We start from the raw sequence: 18,137 nt of genomic DNA, 5'->3' as shown, positions 1-18,137 counted from the left end.
AATGTATTATATTTTAACAAAAAAAATAAAAGATACTTAAAAAAGTATCTTTTAAAATATTAATTGTAAGCTTATTTGTTTTTATTATTGTACACGAGCGTAAAATACAAATACAAGAACTATAAGAACCACTACACCAGCTAGTAAGAATCATACCAAGAATCAAAGAATTAAGTTTTTATTTGATCATCAACTAACTTTATATTCTTGTTCTGAATCTGTTCTAGAACTTAAATATGATTCTGAAGATTGTGGGTCAAGAACCATTGGTAAGTTTCTTCTTTGAACTTCAGCTGCTAATTGATCGTTTGACACTAAGAATAGATGTCCACATCCACAACTTAGGCAACCACCTTCTTGTAATTGTGAACATTCTGTTGTTTTTCCTACTGGACAAGTTCCTGTTGAAGTTGTATTAAATACTCTATTATCTGGAGTTTCAGTTTGGATTAAAACTTCAGCTTGTCCTTCATTTTCTACTAATTTGTGAACATGTAAGTCTTCTGTTGGTTGTTCTTCTTCAAAATGATGTAATTCTTCGTGTGTGTGTTCTACAACAAGTGGGTTAGCGTTGTAATCAAAGTCGCAACCACAAGATAATGTGTGTTCAGGTTTTTCTGCTTGTTCAACGATTTCTCTACATCATTCATCATGACATCAGGATTCATTATCTTGAACATGTTCAATTTCAATGTGTTCTACTTGTTCATTTTCGAAATCTTCAAATAATCTTGGTTCTAAGTCTTCTAGTTCTGTGTTTTCTAATTCACATAGTTCACAGTGAATCTCTTCATCAGAAACAGTAGTAACTTGGCAAGTTTTGTTTTCTTCATCTGTGCAACCACAATTTTCTTCTGATTCATCAAATTTACATTCTTCACATTCTGAACAATCTAAACAAGCTTTATCTTCATCTGTGCAACCACAATTTTCTTCTGATTCATCACATTTACATTCTTCACATGCACAAGCTTCTTCAGTTGTTTTTGATTCACAACCACAGTCAGTTTCTTCTTGTTGTTCTTCTTCTGGTTCAACTACGTGTTGTTCTAGTAAGTTAATAACAGTTCCATCTTTTAATTTATAAAGAACTTCATGTTCTTCCAATCTTTGACATATTTCACATGAAGCAATGTGTTGACAAGCTAAACAAAATTCTTCTTCTAGATGAACAGTTTCAAAATGATCTTCTTCTAATTGAGTTAATTCTAAAGGTTCTTCAAAAGTTGCTTCTTCCTCAACAAATTCTTCTTGAACTGGCTCTTCAATATAAATTTGTTCTTCTTCATTTAATGACTCGCAACTTTCACAGTTAAATTCACCAAATTCTTCAACTGGTTCTTCTTCATTTAATGCTTGGCAATTTTCACAATCTTTATTGCTAATTAGAGGTTCTTCAACTGGTTCTTCAACAACAACTTCCTCTTCCACAACTTCTTCTTCAAGATCTGGCTCTTTTCCTTGAGCTGCTGCTCTACAGATTTCGCATTCTTCTTCGTGAATTTCTTCTTCAGCTTCTGTAGTTTCAATGATAGATTCTGTATCTTCTTGAAGTTCTTGAATTTTTTCTAATGAAACAATTTTAGCTAATTCTAGTGTTCTTTCTTTGTTTTTTTCAGCTAATTCTTGGAATTGTTCTTCAGCTAACTCAATAGAAGTAGAAAGTTCTTTTTTATCTGAAAAAACATCATTGTAGAACTCTGATCTTTCTTCAGTAGTTAATTTGTCTATATTCAGTGGAAATCTAAGAACTCTTCTGAAATTATTGTCTTCTCTAACTCAAAGCCTTGCTGGTGTATTGAATGAGTTAATTAAAACTACAATATCATGAAAATTATTATAAATACCATGAACTTTTTTTGCATATCTTAATCTATATGTACAATTTGGCTCACCATTTTCCTGTGGTTCTTTAGCACAAATGGTTGTACAGTAAAATTTTAATACCATAATTTTCTCCTGTTTGTTAAGTATATAGCTTACAATAAGTTATTAATCATATTTTATAGGAATTTGTAAAGAAAAAAAGCAAAAAAATTATTTATTTTTCTTTGTTTTGCTTTATTTTTCTTCATTTCTTCCTTCTTTTGGTTAAAAATGAAGAAAAAGAAGGAATTTTGTACAAATATATATAATTTTAGAAGAAAAATTATCTTTTTTCTTTTCTTCTCATATATAATTACAAATCGAAAAAAATCAAAGGAGAACCTAAACACTATGCAAAGTTTTTTAAACAAGAAAAATATTGATGATTTAGTTCTAAAAGATAAAAAAGTTTTAGTACGTGTTGACTACAATGTTCCAATACAAAATGGTCAAATTACTTCAACTAAAAGAATTAAATCTACTTTGCCTACTATAAGAAAAATAATAAATGAGGGTGGAAAAGTAATTTTATTTTCTCACCTCGGAAGAGTAAAATCTCAAGAAGATTTAGCAAAAAAATCCTTGAGAATAGTTGCAGAAGAATTAGCAAACGAATTGGGTCAAGAAATAATTTTTGTTCCTACAACTAGAGGAGTTGAATTAGAAGAAGCTATTAGTAGCCTCAAAGCTGGAGAGGTTTTATTAGTAGAAAATACAAGATTCGAAGATTTAAACAACAAAGCAGAATCCAAAAATGATCCAGAGTTAGGAAAATACTGAGCTTCACTGGGAGATGTATTTATTAACGATGCTTTTGGTACATTGCATAGAGAACATGCTTCAAATGTTGGAATTGCACAACATATTAAAGAATCAGCTATTGGTTATTTAGTAGAAACTGAACTAAAAGCTCTTTCAAAATTAATTGATCAACCAAAAAGACCATTTGTTGCTATAGTTGGAGGAGCAAAAATTTCTGACAAAATCGGAATTATTTCTTCTTTATTAGAAAAAGCAGACAAAGTTTTTATTGCTGGAGGAATGTCATATACATTTAAAAAAGCTTTGGGATTTGAGATTGGAATTTCTATTGTTGAAGATGACAAAATAGAACTAGCTAAAGAGTTATTAGCTAAATACTGAGATAAAATTATTTTACCAATCGATAATGCTATGGCGTATGAATTTAAAGACACTGAAAGACTTTATAATCCTAGATTTCCTCTTCAAATTTTAGAAAATGCTGAAGGATTAGATATAGGACCATGAACACTAAGATTGTTCAAAAATCAACTAAAAGGCGCTCATACAGTTTTATGAAATGGAACATTAGGAGTTGCAGAATTTAGTAATTTTAAATGAGGAACTGAAGAGTTAGCTAAAGAAATTAGTAAATTAGAAAATGCATATACAGTTATTGGTGGTGGTGATTCAGTTGCAGCAGTTGAGGCAAATAATTTACAAGATAGTTTTAGTCATATTTCAACTGGTGGTGGAGCTTCTATTACTTTCATTGAAAAAGCTGATCTTGTTGGTTTACATCCAATTCAAGAAAAATAAAGTAAATAACAACAAAAAAACCTTGATTTTTCAAGGTTTTTTTGTTGTTTTATTTTAAATATTGCTCTGATAATATTCTTGATATTTGCTCTGAATCTTGTTGATTTATATGTTCAAAAACTAATAAGGATTTAAACAAAATAGAACTTTTTTGATCCACAGAATTCGAACCAATTACTGCAAAGTCAATTCCACGATTAAATAAAGCCTTTATTTTTGTATCTTTATTATCTGTTTTAAGTACTGATCTATAAACATTATCTTTATTTGCTTTGGTTCTTAATTCAAATTCTAATGAAGAATTTTCTTGAGTATTATTAACTTTAATTTGCAAAATTATTGTACTTAAAGCATTTGCAAAGAACACATTTGAAAAGTTTTTGTTACTATCTAAAACGCTAATATTTAAATGTGATTTATCTACTGCAGAATTAGAATCTAATGTAATTGGTTTTACCTCTGTTTTTTTATCAGAAGAAATCACAGCAACTATTGATTCATTGATTTTATCATTATTTGTATCTGTAGAATTTGTCGAAATATTTTTGTATTCTAAGCCTAAAACAAAACTTGGTTGATCGCTAAAATCTTTTGTTTTATCCTTATCTAATTTTTTTATAAATAAAGCCACTTCTCCTAATTTTGAATCTTTTAAAGAACTTAAAATATAGTGTTTTTCATTATCATTTATAGTGTCTAAAAGTTGGAATGTGAAGAAAATTGAACCATTTTTAATTGTTGATCCTTGTTGAATTTCTTCAGGTGAATCAGACTTAATACTATTAATTTTTAAACCTGAATTATTTAAAATTATTCCTGATAAAACATCTGAGTTTACAAAATATGTTTTGTGTTGTGTATCAACGCTTGAGTAAGAAACTGAGTCTGTAGCAGAAGAAGAAATATTTTTAAATTCAAACAAATGATTTTCTAAATGTTTTTTTAGTTCTGGTGATAAATTAAAACCTAAGTTTGACTTTTCTATCACAGCTGGTATTTTTTCAGAATTAGAAGCATCTAAAAATACTGTAGGTAAATAATTATTTTTAATTTGATCAAGTAAATTTGGTTTAGCAAAGCCTTTTATTATGATTTGTCTTGATTTTGCTTCTTCTTCATAGCCATCTGCTTCTGGAGACATTACAAAACTAATGATTAATTCTTGTGCAACAGAATCGAATCTTAAATCAAAATTAACCTTAGTAGGTGAAAAGGTTTTAGGCAATGGATTACTTTTAGTATTATTTACTTTTCTAAGAAGCTCTTTAATAATATAACCTGGTTTTCGTGAACTAGAATTTAAATGATCATCTAATAAAAGATTGTTAAAATAATTTTCTATAAACTTAAATATTATACTAATTTTATTTGAGTCGTTTAATCTTAAAAGCTCTTTAAAAGAATATGAATAAAACTGTGAATCTTTATCTCATCTATCTTGATTACTATTACTTATATTTTTATAATAAGAAGGAATTACTGTATTTAAACCTCTTAAAATGTCTGAAATTAACATGAATTTATTTTCAGGTTTAATATAAAAAACATTGTCTGAATTGTGTAATTGTGCCAGTTGAGCATCGTATTCAAGTTTTAAATAATTATCAAATTGATTATTAAATAATTTAAAATCAACATCTTTAATTATTGAAGAATAAGTTATGTTATTTGATTTGTTTTTAAACATTATATTTAAATCTGCGCGAACTTTTCCTTCATAATTTGCTAAATTTTTAATAGTTTCTTTTTCAGATTCTGTTCTATTTTCTATGAAAATTGGTTCAAAACTAACTTCATAAGCAGAAGATATTCTTCTAATATTATTTGTATTAAATTGTAGGAAATCCTTTAAATCTTCTTGATTTTTTACAAGTTCTGAAGGAGCAATTAAGTTTGTGTCGTATTTTATTTTTTTAGATTTTTTGTCATAATATTTAGCTTCTAATTTAGTTTGTAATTTTTCTTTTAAACTAAAATCTTGAACATTATTTATGTCAAATTTATTATAAAATTTATAAGCATTCGGAAATATAGATAAGTCTTTTTTTATTTCTTGGGTTAAATCTTTTATTGAATTTAAACCTCTAATCTCTAGAAAAATTGTATTAATTATTTTCTTATCTTGTTCTAAATTAAATTCTAATAAAAGTTTTCCTTCTCGATCATTAATTATGTAACTGTGATTTTTTAAACTATTAACTGAAAAAAGAAGTTTTTGATTTGGCTTTAAAACAATAGGATCTAATAAAGAATTTAGTAATTTAAATTTTCCTAATAGAGTAATCAAACCAAATGAAGAATTATTTATAGTATCTTTTTGTTTTGTATATATTTCTTCTAATTTTTTTAAAAAATCTGAAGGTAATAAATTACTAAAATTTTCATTAACACTAAAATAAGAATCTAAAAATGAAATATTGAAATCTAAAAATTTACTATCTTTTTCTTCTTGTTCTTTGTTTAGTTCTGCTTGAGTATTTGATGCGAAAGTACTTGATTTTGAAGCATTTTGAGTTTTATTTGCTGTTTTTGAATCTTCTTTAAAACCTTTTAAAGTAAAGTTAGTTTGATAAACAAAAATAGGTTTGTCTTGTAAATTCTGTTCGCTATAAGTTTTATTTTTATATGCTAATATGATTAAGTTTTTAATAGTATTATTTTCTACTTTAGTCTGTTGTGTTTCATCACTAGAATTATTTAATTTAACTTCAAAAGCTAGATCAAGTTTATTATCTGTGTCAATTATGTCTAAAATATTAAAAGAATAACTAGGATCTTGTAGCAAGGAATAAACAGTTTCTGCAGTTAAATTTGAAAATTCTGGCTTTAATTTAAAGCCTGAAACGACTTTTTCAAAGTCTCTAGCGCTTAACTGATCTGCATTATTTTGCTCTGAAAGTCCTGTTGGTTCACTATGTCTTTGATTTAGTAAAGATTGAAAACTTTTTCTTTTTGAATTAGTAGCTACTAAAACAGAAGCAGTAGCTGTAAAAAGGAAAAATATTCCACCTAAAAAACTTCATAAAACTATTTTAGATTTTTTTGTCATTATTTTACCTACTTAAATTAGTAATTATTTTTCTTCTTTCTTGAGTTATTTTGATTCTTCTGCTGTTGTTGCACTAACTTTGGGTTTAGGTATTGAAGTTATTACAATAGAAAATGGTTTTGACTGAATTTGGTTATTATCTGAAATTAAATAAAAATACAATATTCTTGTTTGTGGATTAAAACGACTTTTGAAATTAGAATTTGCTTTATAAATAAACTTAGCATTGTTTAAATAAGCTTGTAATCTTACTAGTTCAGGATGTCCAAAAAGTTCTTCAAATGCTTTTGCTGTTTGTTCAGAATTTAAATCTGAAGCTCCAAATCTTTGTGTTATATCATTATCATCTAATTGTTTATCGGCTTTTTTGGTCGAAGGAAAACCATATGGAGTCATGTATGTTACATAAACAGTTGCAAGTGTAGTTCTTAAAGCTGTAGCTGGTAAATTTGAGCTTAGCTCATTTAGTCTTATTTTTTGCTTAAAATCTACAATATTTTCATTAGAAATCTTTAGTGACATAGCAATTTTTGGAGTTCTAAAAATAGGAGTACCTAAGTCAGAATCGCTAATTGGTAAGTAAAAATCATATCAATAAGCTAAATTTAAATGATCAGAATTGTTAAACTTAGATAAATCACTTGGTAAGAGTTCAAAATGTATTTTAGTTTTTCATCCTTTTGCTAAATTATCAAAACCTTTGTAGTTTTGCTTTAATCCAGCAACAAAATAAAAGCTTAATAAAAATTCATCTAAAGAATTTATTAATTTATTATTAAAGGAATAAGTTTTTTCTTGTAAATTTATTTTATCTTTTAAAAATACTTGTTTTGTTTCGGCATTATTATGTCTATAGGTTATCCCATTAGAAATAATTTGACTATTAGATACACTATAAGTAGAACTTGAAAGATCTGAAAAATAAGAATTATCTAAATTTTTAGTACTTAAGTTTTTGAAATTAGTATCAATTTTTGCTAAATATTGGTAAAACATAGTAGCTAATTGAGATTGAATATATTTGGAATAACTAAATTTTGTAATTGGCTTAATTGTAAAATTAGAATCAAATGAATCGTCATTGACTGTAGAATTAGTTAAATTAAAATTATTAATTTTAACATTAGATTCAGAGCTGTTTTGTGAATTTTGCTTTAAAAATGAAGCAAATTTGTTAAAAATTACTTCTAAATATTCTTTTACAATATCTGGTTTTTCTTTTAATAAAAGAGCAAAGAAACTTCCTACTTCAGCTTTGTTTTTAAAAATATCTAAAGTACCTACAATATCAAAATTTGAAGTGTAGTTTTTAGCTAAATCCATTTTAATAGAACTTTTTCTTATTTGTTCTAAAGAAGGGAGATTATATTTTGATTGAATGTTATTCAAATAATCTAACTCTGAAAAACTTAAACCAAAATATTTTTTATCTTGCAAAGCTTTTACTAATTCATCAGTTTTATTTAGGTTAATTAATTGTTTTAAAAATTCACCTGACATTGGCTCAAGAGGATGAATTTCTTTGCTTATTTTGTTAGTTATTGAAGGTTCAACAACAAAATTTGAACTATTTAAATCATTAACTGAAGAAAATAAAGCATTTAAAATTTCTAAATTAGGAAGAATTGGAGTGTCATTTTCTGGAAGTTTAAAATTTCAATCTTGAATATATTTGTTATAAAGACTTACTAATAAACCTCCATCTTTAAAACCTCTAAGTTCTAAATTATAGTCCTTAGCAATAATTGTTTCTACTTCTTCATTTTTTCTATAAGCAGAATTTATAATAATCTTGTAAGGAATATTTAAGTAAATTCCTTTTGCATCTTGTTTTGCTACAATGTTATTTTTTAGTTCAAAATGAAAGCTGTTTTTATAATCTGCATCAAAAAAGTTAGCAAAATTTAACTCTAATTTTGAATTTAAAAAACCATTAATTTTTTGTTCTAAGAATTTAGAAAATAATTTTTCTTTGTTATTTACATAGGCTTTTTGTTGGAAAGTTCAATCACTTAAATTAGATGTTGAATTATCTTCAGCCATTAAGAAATTTTGAAAGCTTAAAATATCATAATTTGAAAGTATTGTTGCATCAGTTTTAGGAACTTTTTTATAATCAATGTTTTTCATTGAAACAAAGTCAAATAATTTATTAGGTTTAATAAAGAAAGATTCTGTACCAAAAACATCTTTAGCTAGCGTTAAAACAAGTGTTTTAGAAAAGTTTTTATCTTCTTCATTTGCTATGAATTCTTTAAATGAATCAGCAAAAGAAATTTTTAAATAAAAATTATAAATACCTTTGTGATCTGGATTTTCAGTAATAAAACTTTCTTGATTTTCTGTGTCTTTTACAAATTCTAATTTAAAAGGTGTAATTTCTTTATCTTTATAGCTAATTGGTTTATTTAGTGAATTTATGACTTCATTTAAATTAAAATATTGATTTAAAATTCTTAGAAAATCATTGACAGTTCTAATTTTCTTAATCTCTGAATTAAAATCATCAACCAAAGTAAGTGATGGTGATTTTTTAGCCTCGATTGGATTGATTCTAATTCCGTTTATGTCAAAAATATCTTCAGGTTTATTATCATGTAGGTCTGACTTTTCTCCTGGAGTAAAAGATTTTAAAACTTCAGAAATAAATGAGTTGATTAAAAATTCTTTTTGATTTTTTACTGCTAGATTAACCTGTTTAATTTCAGAATTAAATATTTGGTTATTAATAGATTGCTGAAAATGAAACAAAATCTTAAATTCTTGTGTACCATCGAGAGGTTCTATTAAATCAAAAACTAATTTAATATCTTTAGGAAAGGAGCGAATCAATTCACTTTTTTGATTTATAACTTCATAAAAATTAAGTTTTTCTTCAAAATTAATATTCTTTTTTAATCTGTATTCATCATTTTCTTTTTCAAAAAGTTCATCTCTTATTACTTCATAGCTAGAAAGTAACTTAAATGCATCAGGATTAAATGTAACTCCTGTGATTTTACGAGCTTCTTTTTGTACTTGTTCAATTGGATTTATTGCTTTATATCTTGTGAGTGAAGATAAACCCACAATTAAAGAAAACGAAGCTATAAAACCAAAAGAAATGAATAAGGTTAATAGTAACTTTTTTTTCTTATTTTTCTTTGTCATATTATTCCTTTGAAATTCAATTTTGAACCTCTTAGTAAAAAGTATTATTAAATTATAAACTCTAATGTTATTTTTGCATAAAATTTAGTATATCTTTTTGTTGATAAAAAAATAAAAAGCAAAAATATTTAGTTAATTTTTGCTTTAAAAATGAAGGAATTTTAAAAATTATTTAAGTCTATTAGTTAGAATTTTTCCTACTATAGCTCCATCAGAAGCTGCGGTTGCTATTTGCCGAATTTCTTTTTGAACAACGTCTCCTACAGCGTAAATTCCTTTAACTCTTGTTTCTCCAAATTTGTCTACTGGAATTAATTTTGTTTGATCTAAAATATCTAATTTAGTTAAAAAACTTGTTGCAGGAAGAAAGCCTATATAAGGAAATAAAGAATGTGCTTTGATAGTTTTAATTGTACCATTTATATCAACTACTGCTTCTTCTAAAAAGTCTTTTCCTTTAAGTTCCAAAACTTTTGAATTAAAGAAAATTTCAACATTCTCTTTTGATTTAAGCTCTTCAATCATTATAGGCTCTGCATTAAATTGATTATCACGTACAAAAACACTAACTTTGGAAGCAATTGAAGATAAAAACGCTGATTCTTCTACTGCTGAGTTTCCTCCTCCTATTACTATAGCTGGATTATGTCCATAAAAAGGTCCATCACAAACTACACAATAAGAAACTCCTCTGTGTTCAAAATCAAGTAAATTTTTGATATCTAAAGGTTTTCTTTCCACCATACCTGAAGCTATTACTACTGCTTTTGCTTCATATTGGCTTCCATCTTCACAAATAACCTGTTTAGAAAATTCAGAATTTGAAATTACATCTTTAACTTCACAATAATTATGTTCAACACCAAATTTCAATACGTGTTTGTACATTCTAAGGGCTAAATCTGCTCCTTGAATCATTTCATCTCCAGGTCAGTTTTCTATTTTAGATTGTGAGACTAATTTTCCTCCAGGTGCTCCTTTTTCTAAAAGTGCTACTTTTAAATTTCCTCTTGCAGCATACAAAGCAGTTGTCATTCCTGCAGGACCTGCACCGATTATTAAAACGTCATATTTTTTTGTTTCCATATTTTCTCCTTTGTATAATTTTATTACTTAAATAAAAACTCGCTTTAAATTTTTGTATTTTTAAAGCGAATTTTTATTAATTTTTTTGTAAGTTTTGAATTTCTAATCTTTGGATTGTTGCAATTCTATTTCATCTTGTAAAAGGAATTTTGAAGTATTTTTCTTTAGATTTTTGATATCTTACAAATTTCATAATGTGAATATATGTACCTAAAGAAAATATTTTTTTATGTTCTGGATTTTGAGTTTTTCCTACTTTTATATAGTAATTTGCGAAAAATTGGAACCTTATAAATAAAATTAATCCTAAAATAATTGATAAAATAGCAAGAACTAAATAAATTGCAAAAGCTTCTTGACGTAAGTCTTCCATTGATGCTCTAACTATTCCATAGTACATAATATATAAAGAACCTGTTGCTCCTGGCTTTAATCAACCAAATAAATTTAAAACTCAAACAATTAGAATATAACCAATTAAAGAAGTTAAAAACTCATAGAAAAACAAAGGAACTCTAAGGGCACCAGCTTCATTTACTTTGTCAGAAATGAACATATTTTTTCTAATTAATGGACCTAATCAATCAACATATGCTCCGGTATAATCAATTTTTCCATAGACCTCATGATTTGTAAAATTTCCTCAACGTCCAATAGCTTGACCAATTAAAACTGCTGGTAAAATAAAGGAAAATGCTTTTCTATAGTCTATATCAATTCGTTTTTTGTATATATAAAGAAGATCACAAATTGTTGGTACAATAACTGCCCACTGAATAGATAAACCTCCTGATCGAATATCTCACCAAGTTTGAGAAATTGTTGGATCATGATCAGCTAAACGTTCAAAAATAAAACCTAAACGAGCTCCGATAATTGAAGTAGGAATTGTAATTATGACCAAAGTTAAAAGGTGGTCAATTTTGTATTTTTCTCTTTTTCAGAAGAAAAATATAGTCAAAATAGAAACTATCATTCCCACAACAATAGTAAATGAATAAACTGGAAGTCAATTTGGAAATATATAAAACGCTTCACCTTCTCTAAAGGCTCTTGCACCAATTAAGTCTTCTGGAATTTTATATTGTGCTGTTTCCATATTTTGTCCTTTCTTTAAACTTATATTTTATACTTTTTCTTCTTTTTTAGAACTATTATTTTTTTCTAAAATAAATTTTAAGTATTTTCCAGTGTATGAATTTGGATTTTCAGCTACAGCTTCAGGGGTTCCAGTAGCTACTACATAACCTCCGTTTTCTCCGCCTTCTGGACCTAAATCGATTATGTAATCAGCTATTTTTATAACATCTAAATTATGCTCGATTACTAAAACTGTATCACCATGATCAACGATTCTATTTAAAACCCTTAATAAATTATCAACATCATAAGTGTGCAATCCAGTAGTAGGTTCATCTAAAACATAAAGCGTTTTTCCTGTAGGTTTTTTTTGTAAATATGTAGCTAATTTAACCCTTTGTGCTTCACCACCTGAAAGTGTAGTTGCTGATTGTCCAAGCTTAATATAGTTTAGCCCAACATCTAATAAAGTTTGCAATTTATCCTTGATTTTTGAACGTTGTGCGAAGAAAATTGAAGCTTCTTCAACAGTCATATCTAAAACATCTGCTATGGATTTTGTTCTATATTTTATTTCTAAAATTTCTTCTTTATATCTTTTACCATTACAGTGGTCACAAACTACATAAACATCTGGTAAAAAATGCATTTCAATTTTAATCGAACCATCTCCTTGACATTTATCACAACGTCCGATGGCTAAATTAAAAGAAAAATGACCTTTTTGATAACCCCTAGCTCTTGCTTCTTCTACTGAAGCAAAAACGTCTCTAATATCATCGAAAACAGAAGTATATGTAGCTGGATTAGATCTTGGTGTTCTACCGATCGGTGATTGCGAAACTGAAATTATTTTATCTAAATTAAAAACACCTTTAATTTGACTATATTTTCCTACTCTTATATTTGGATTTGTTAGCTGTTTTGTGATTGCTTTTACTAAAATTTCATTTACTAATGTTGATTTACCAGAACCTGAAACACCTGTTACAGCTATGAACTTACCAAGAGGAAATTCTACTTTTAAATTCTTTAAATTGTTCTCTTTAGCACCTTCGATTACTATGAATTGTGACTTGCCCGCTCTTCTTTTTGAAGGAATTTTAATTTCTTTTGTTCCTGATAGATACTGAGAAGTAATTGAGTCTTTATTTTGAAGGATTTGCTCTAAACTTCCTTGCGAAATGAGCTTACCACCATTTGAGCCTGCAAAAGGTCCGATGTCTATAATATGATCTGCTGATAAGATAGTTTCTTCATCGTGTTCTACAACTAACAAAGTATTTCCTATGTCAACCATTTTCTTAAGCGAATCAATTAATCTTTGATTATCTTTTTGATGTAAACCGATTGAGGGTTCATCTAAGACATACAAAATTCCTGTTAAATTTGAACCAATTTGAGTAGCTAGTTTAATTCTTTGAGATTCTCCACCTGAAAGAGTTTCTGCCTTTCTATTTAAAGATAAATAATCTAATCCTACATCTATTAAAAATTTAAGTCTATGTTTTACTTCATTAATGATATTTTTGGATACTTCATAATCAAAATCATTTAAATTTAAATTATTGATAAAGTCGTAAATTTTAGAAATTGGAAAAGCACATAATTCATAAATATTTAAACCGTTTATTTTGATAGCTAGTGCGTAATTATTTAATCTAGCGCCTTTACATTGTTCACAATCTAATTCTGACATAAATTTTTTATATCAATTTCTTAGTTCTTCACTTGAAGTTTCTAAATATTTATTTTCAATTCTAGTTAAAATTCCTTCAATTTCTCTATCTCTGTGATAAAGTTTTCCAGATTCAGACATTATTGAATACTGTAGCGATTCTTTTGTTCCATATTTGATAATTTTTAATTCTTCACTTGTTAATGAAGAAATAGGAACTGATTTATCGATGTCATAATAGTTTAATAAAACATCAAATTCTTGTCATTCCATTGATTTTGTATTAACTGAACTTCCAAAATAGGTAATTGCACCTTGATTAATGCTTAATTTTTTATTAGGTACTACAAGGTTAAAATCTGCTTTTAATTTTACACCTATTCCTTGACAAGATTGACACATTCCATAAGGAGAATTAAAGGAAAAAAGCTTGTTTTCTATAGCAGGAACATTAAAATCACCTTCTGGGCAGGAATGAAATTTAGAAAAAATTCTAGATTCTTTATTTACTGCTTCTATTTTCACTAAACCTTTTGAGTATTCAAAAGCAGTTTCGATAGCAGCACTTACACTTGCTTTTGATAGCGTATCTGAAACAACGATTCTGTCAACAACTATATCTATGTTGTAAAAAATGTTTTTGTTTCACTTGATTTCTTCATCCAAAGAATAAATATCTTCGTTTACTTTAATTCTTGAAAATCCTTCATTTCGAAGCTTATTTGTTAATTCGTCAAAGCTACCTTTTTGTTTTTGTATTATAGGAGCTAAAATTAAAATTTTTGTATTTGCTTCAAAATTGAAGATAAAATCTAAAATATCTAAACTTTTTCAAGCTTTTATTTCTTTTTTATGATTAGGACAAAAAGCTTTTCCTATCTTGGCGTACAATAATCGAAAGTAATCATAAATTTCAGTTACAGTACTAACTGTAGATCTTGGATTGTTATGCGTTGTTTTTTGTTCAATTGAAATAGTGGGCATTAGTCCATAAATTGAATCTACATTAGGTTTTTTAGTTCCACCTAAAAACTGTCTAGCATATGAACTTAGAGAATCAACATATCTTCTTTTTCCTTCTTCATAAATTGTGTTAAAAGCTAAAGAAGACTTACCAGAACCTGAGACACCTGTGAGAACCACTAACTTATTTTTAGGAATTATAACATCGATATTTTTTAAATTATTTTCTCTTGCACCTTGAACATAAATAAAATTATGTGTATCTTTTTTCATAAAAATTACCTGTCTTTATTGTTTGTTTATGTTGTTTTGTTTTGCATAATCTTCTAAAAAATCGTATTTTTTATCAACAAATAAAAAAGAAGATAAAATAACAGGTTTTCTTCTTTTTTCTTTATAAAAGAAGGTAGTTAGCCTGTTTTTTATTAGTTGTTTTAACTGCGGAATTTCTCAATTTGCTTCATTTTTGATAGTAAATAAAACAGCTCCATGCACTAGTCTTCTGATTTCATTTAAAAGTGTTTTTGAATTTTTTGCAAAAAAAGCACCACGAGAAATTACTTTTGATCTTCCGATTATTGAGTTTGTTTTTTTATCTATAGCAGTAAGGATAAAAACAAAACCGTTTTCTCGTAATTCTTCTCTTTCTTTTAAGATTTGTGAGTTTGCTGTTGAAACTATATCTCCATCAATATAGACCGGACCTGTATGAATTACTTGTTTAGATTTAGTAATTTTTTGATTAACTATTTCATAAACTTCACCAACGCTTGGAATAACTACATTCGAAGCTTTTACCCCAGATTCAATTGCTGTTTGTTTATGAGCTAAACACATTCTATACTCTCCATGATAGGGAAAAAAGTATTTTGGTTTTGTTAGTTTAAATATTTTTTCGTGCTCTTCTTTGTAAGCATGACCTGAAGTATGCAAATAACCATCTGGACCATTTTCTTTAATAATTGCATTTAATTTGTAAAGTCTGTTAATTAAAAGTTCAATTTTGATTCTGTTTCCAGGGATAGGAGATGAGGAAAAAATAATGACGTCTTTGCTTCCGATTTTAACGTGAGGATGTTTGTTGTATGACATTTTATCCAAAGCCGCTAATTGTTCACCTTGAGATCCTGTTGTTAAAATTAAAATCTCATTTGGATCATATTTAGAAATATTTTTTTTGTCAACAAAAGCATTATCTGGGATATTAATATAACCGATTTTTCTTCCTATTTTAACCCCATTTATCATACTTCTACCAAAAGTAACAATTTTTTTCTCTAGTTTAATTCCTAAATCTATTATTGCTTTAATTCTTGTTAAGTTAGAAGCAAAAGCAGTAATAATCACTTTTTTAGTAGCATTTTTAATGTGTTCTTCTATATCTTTTAAAATATCTTTTTCACTAGGTGAATGACTAGGTCTCATTGCATTTGTAGAATCTGAGAATAAAATTGTAAGACCTTGATCACCAATTTCTTTTAATTTACTAAAATCTGTGTAATTTCCAATTGGAGTGTAATCAAAACGAAAATCTCCTGTACACATAAGTGAGCCATTTTTAGAACTTACTCTAATACCAAAAGCGTCAGGAATTGAATGTTGCGCTGTTCAAAAATCAACAGTTAAATGATCAAATTTATGAACTGCATCTTTTTCAATTTCAATAAATTTTATTTTGAGTTTTAAACTAAATTCATCAAATCTGGCTTTTAAATATTGAATAGCAATTCTTGGTGCGAAAATAGTTTTAATGTGAACTTGCTGTACTAAATAAACAATTCCACCAATGTGATCTTCATGTCCGTGTGTAATAAAAAGACCTTTGATTTTGTGTTGATTTTTAGCTAAATAAGAATAATCAGGAATCATTCCTTTTACTCCTGTTGTAAAAATATCAGCAAATTTGATTCCTGAATCTATTATTACAATATCTGAATCGTGCTCAATTACTAAAGTGGATTTTCCAATTTCTTGCATTCCTCCAAGACCGAAAAATTTTGTAGGTTTGATTTTCGAATTTCTATCATTAGTTTCTTCGATATAGTTATTATTCATTATAATTATCCTTTAAAAAATTAAGATAAAACTAGTTATACTGACTAGAGTTTTTATCAAAAATAAAATTACTTTGTGAAATAAAAAATCATTATTGTAATTTAATAATAATTTTGAAATTATATATTATCAAATAATATTTCACAAAAAAATTTTGAAAAATAACATTATTTATTATTAAGTTTTAAAATTAGTTAAGTATGACAAAAATGAAAAATCTTGATTTTGCAATAATTTTTTTTAGTTTAATTACTAAATCTACTTTTGATTTAAAAGAATTTTTAAAATTTTTAAAGCAAAAAAATATAGAAGATAATACTTTACAAGAAATAGAGTTATTATTTACAAAAAAAGAGTTTTTAGCTTCAAAAATGAAGGTTTTTAGTCAAAAGTTTCTTGACAACAATGAAGAAAAACTAGTTAAAGATTTTCTTAAATTTAATCATAATAAATTTTTTATTTATTATGGAAATACTTTGCCTAAATGAGCAAATTTTTTAAACAACTTAGAAGATAGTGTTGTATTTTCTAATCAAGATTTAACAAATTTAGATGTAAATAAAGATTATCCAGCTCTTTTGTATGCTGAAAATAACAAAATAATTTTTGATTCTAAAGAAAATAATAATTGAATTCAGCAACTTTTAAGTTTTTCTTATATTAAAGACTGCAACAAAGAAATTAATTGACAAAAAGTTTTTTATATTCCTTTTGAAAAACCTGTCGGAAAATACATAGAAAAAGAAGAAAAAATGAGATTTAATAAAGAAAAAGTACTAATTAAAAAATATTTTAACAAATTTAATATAGACATTATAAACATCTGAAACCAACTAATTTTTATTTCTAATAGAGCATATATTTGGGACTTAAAATACTTTATAATATCAGATAGATTAATTACAAAGGATGAAAATGGACATTTTAAATTCAATAAACAAAGATAGTTATGTTGTAGGTTGTGATGAAGTGGGGGTCGGTGAATACTTTACAAACCTAACTGTTTGTTGTACACTATTTAGAGAAAGTGATTTAGATTCTGAGCTGTTAGAACAAATAAAAGATTCTAAGACTTTAACTGCAATTAAACTAGAAAATTTATATAATCAAATTATAAATAAAATTAAATTTGAAGTTATTGTCTTAGATATGGAAAAATACAATTTATTAATTGATCAAGGTTTTAATTCACATGTTATTAAAACTATTTTGTATTTAAAAATGTTGAAAAAGTTGAAAAAAGAACATTTTCAAAATACAAATCCTGAAGCTATTATTATTGATGGTTTTGTTTCTAAAGAGACTTTTGAATCTTATTTATTAAAGATTTATGAAAATTTAAATGTTAAACATTGAAACTTAAAACAACATCCACTCACCTTAATTAAAAAAGCAGATGAAAAAATAAAGCAGGCTTCAGCAGCTTCGATTATCGCAAAATATAGCCTTACTATCTCTATGTTAAAACGCGAGAAAAAATGAAAAACAGTTTTTCCAAAAGGTTCATCTGGTATTGAAAATATAGTAAATTATTCTTTGAAAGAAATACAGAAACATTCACTTGATTTTTTAAGAAAAAATGCTAAGTATCATTTTAAAACTACAGAAACTATAATTGAAAGAATAGGAGTTAATAAAATCGAAAAATAA

General features: G+C 26.5%; 10 protein-coding genes. 3 read left to right on the top strand and 7 right to left on the bottom strand.

What is annotated here, in order from left to right; all coding sequences use genetic code 4:
- Window positions 1-84: 84 nt before the first annotated feature.
- The gene (locus HF996_RS01540) at window positions 85-1,950 is read right to left on the bottom strand and encodes a hypothetical protein (protein ID WP_168910324.1); all 1,866 of its coding nucleotides are present in this window, start codon (window positions 1,948-1,950) and stop codon (window positions 85-87) included.
- Between the two features lie 267 nt (window positions 1,951-2,217).
- Between HF996_RS01540 and HF996_RS01535 the strand changes: the two genes are divergently transcribed.
- On the top strand, window positions 2,218-3,426 hold the full coding sequence (locus HF996_RS01535; RefSeq protein ID WP_168910323.1) for a phosphoglycerate kinase: 1,209 nt from the start codon (window positions 2,218-2,220) through the stop codon (window positions 3,424-3,426).
- Window positions 3,427-3,475: 49 nt separating this feature from the next.
- Here HF996_RS01535 and HF996_RS01530 read toward each other — a convergent pair whose 3' ends face one another.
- The 6 genes from HF996_RS01530 to HF996_RS01505 all read right to left on the bottom strand — a co-directional run bounded on the left by HF996_RS01530 (window position 3,476) and on the right by HF996_RS01505 (window position 16,487).
- A complete protein-coding gene (locus tag HF996_RS01530; RefSeq protein ID WP_168910322.1) occupies window positions 3,476-6,475 on the bottom strand; it encodes a P110/LppT family adhesin N-terminal domain in 3,000 nt (999 codons plus the stop codon).
- A gap of 45 nt (window positions 6,476-6,520) precedes the next feature.
- Complete coding sequence (locus HF996_RS01525; protein ID WP_168910321.1) at window positions 6,521-9,625, bottom strand: P97 family adhesin; 3,105 nt, start codon at window positions 9,623-9,625, stop codon at window positions 6,521-6,523.
- 168 nt (window positions 9,626-9,793) lie between these two features.
- Entirely contained in the window at window positions 9,794-10,729 is a 936-nt protein-coding gene (locus HF996_RS01520) for an NAD(P)/FAD-dependent oxidoreductase (RefSeq protein WP_334199184.1), read from the bottom strand.
- Between the two features lie 58 nt (window positions 10,730-10,787).
- Window positions 10,788-11,810 (bottom strand): prolipoprotein diacylglyceryl transferase, encoded by a 1,023-nt coding sequence (locus tag HF996_RS01515; protein ID WP_168910319.1) that lies wholly within the window; start codon window positions 11,808-11,810, stop codon window positions 10,788-10,790.
- 27 nt (window positions 11,811-11,837) lie between these two features.
- Complete coding sequence (gene uvrA / locus HF996_RS01510; RefSeq protein WP_168910318.1) at window positions 11,838-14,705, bottom strand: excinuclease ABC subunit UvrA; 2,868 nt, start codon at window positions 14,703-14,705, stop codon at window positions 11,838-11,840.
- Window positions 14,706-14,720: 15 nt separating this feature from the next.
- A complete protein-coding gene (locus HF996_RS01505) occupies window positions 14,721-16,487 on the bottom strand; it encodes a ribonuclease J (RefSeq protein WP_168910317.1) in 1,767 nt (588 codons plus the stop codon).
- Between the two features lie 200 nt (window positions 16,488-16,687).
- Here HF996_RS01505 and HF996_RS01500 point away from each other — a divergent pair, with 200 nt between their 5' ends.
- Together HF996_RS01500 and HF996_RS01495 are read left to right on the top strand one after the other, a co-directional pair.
- Window positions 16,688-17,434, top strand: coding sequence for a hypothetical protein (locus HF996_RS01500; RefSeq protein ID WP_168910316.1), 747 nt, complete (start codon window positions 16,688-16,690; stop codon window positions 17,432-17,434).
- Entirely contained in the window at window positions 17,403-18,137 is a 735-nt protein-coding gene (locus HF996_RS01495) for a ribonuclease HIII (RefSeq protein ID WP_168910315.1), read from the top strand. Before HF996_RS01500 ends, HF996_RS01495 begins: the two co-directional genes overlap by 32 nt.

The organism is Mycoplasma sp. 1654_15 (assembly GCF_012516495.1).
Taxonomy (GTDB): Bacteria; Bacillota_I; Bacilli_A; order Mycoplasmatales; family Metamycoplasmataceae; genus Mesomycoplasma.
Note: the sequence above shows the minus strand (reverse complement) of the source record. Positions and strands in the feature narration are given on the sequence as shown.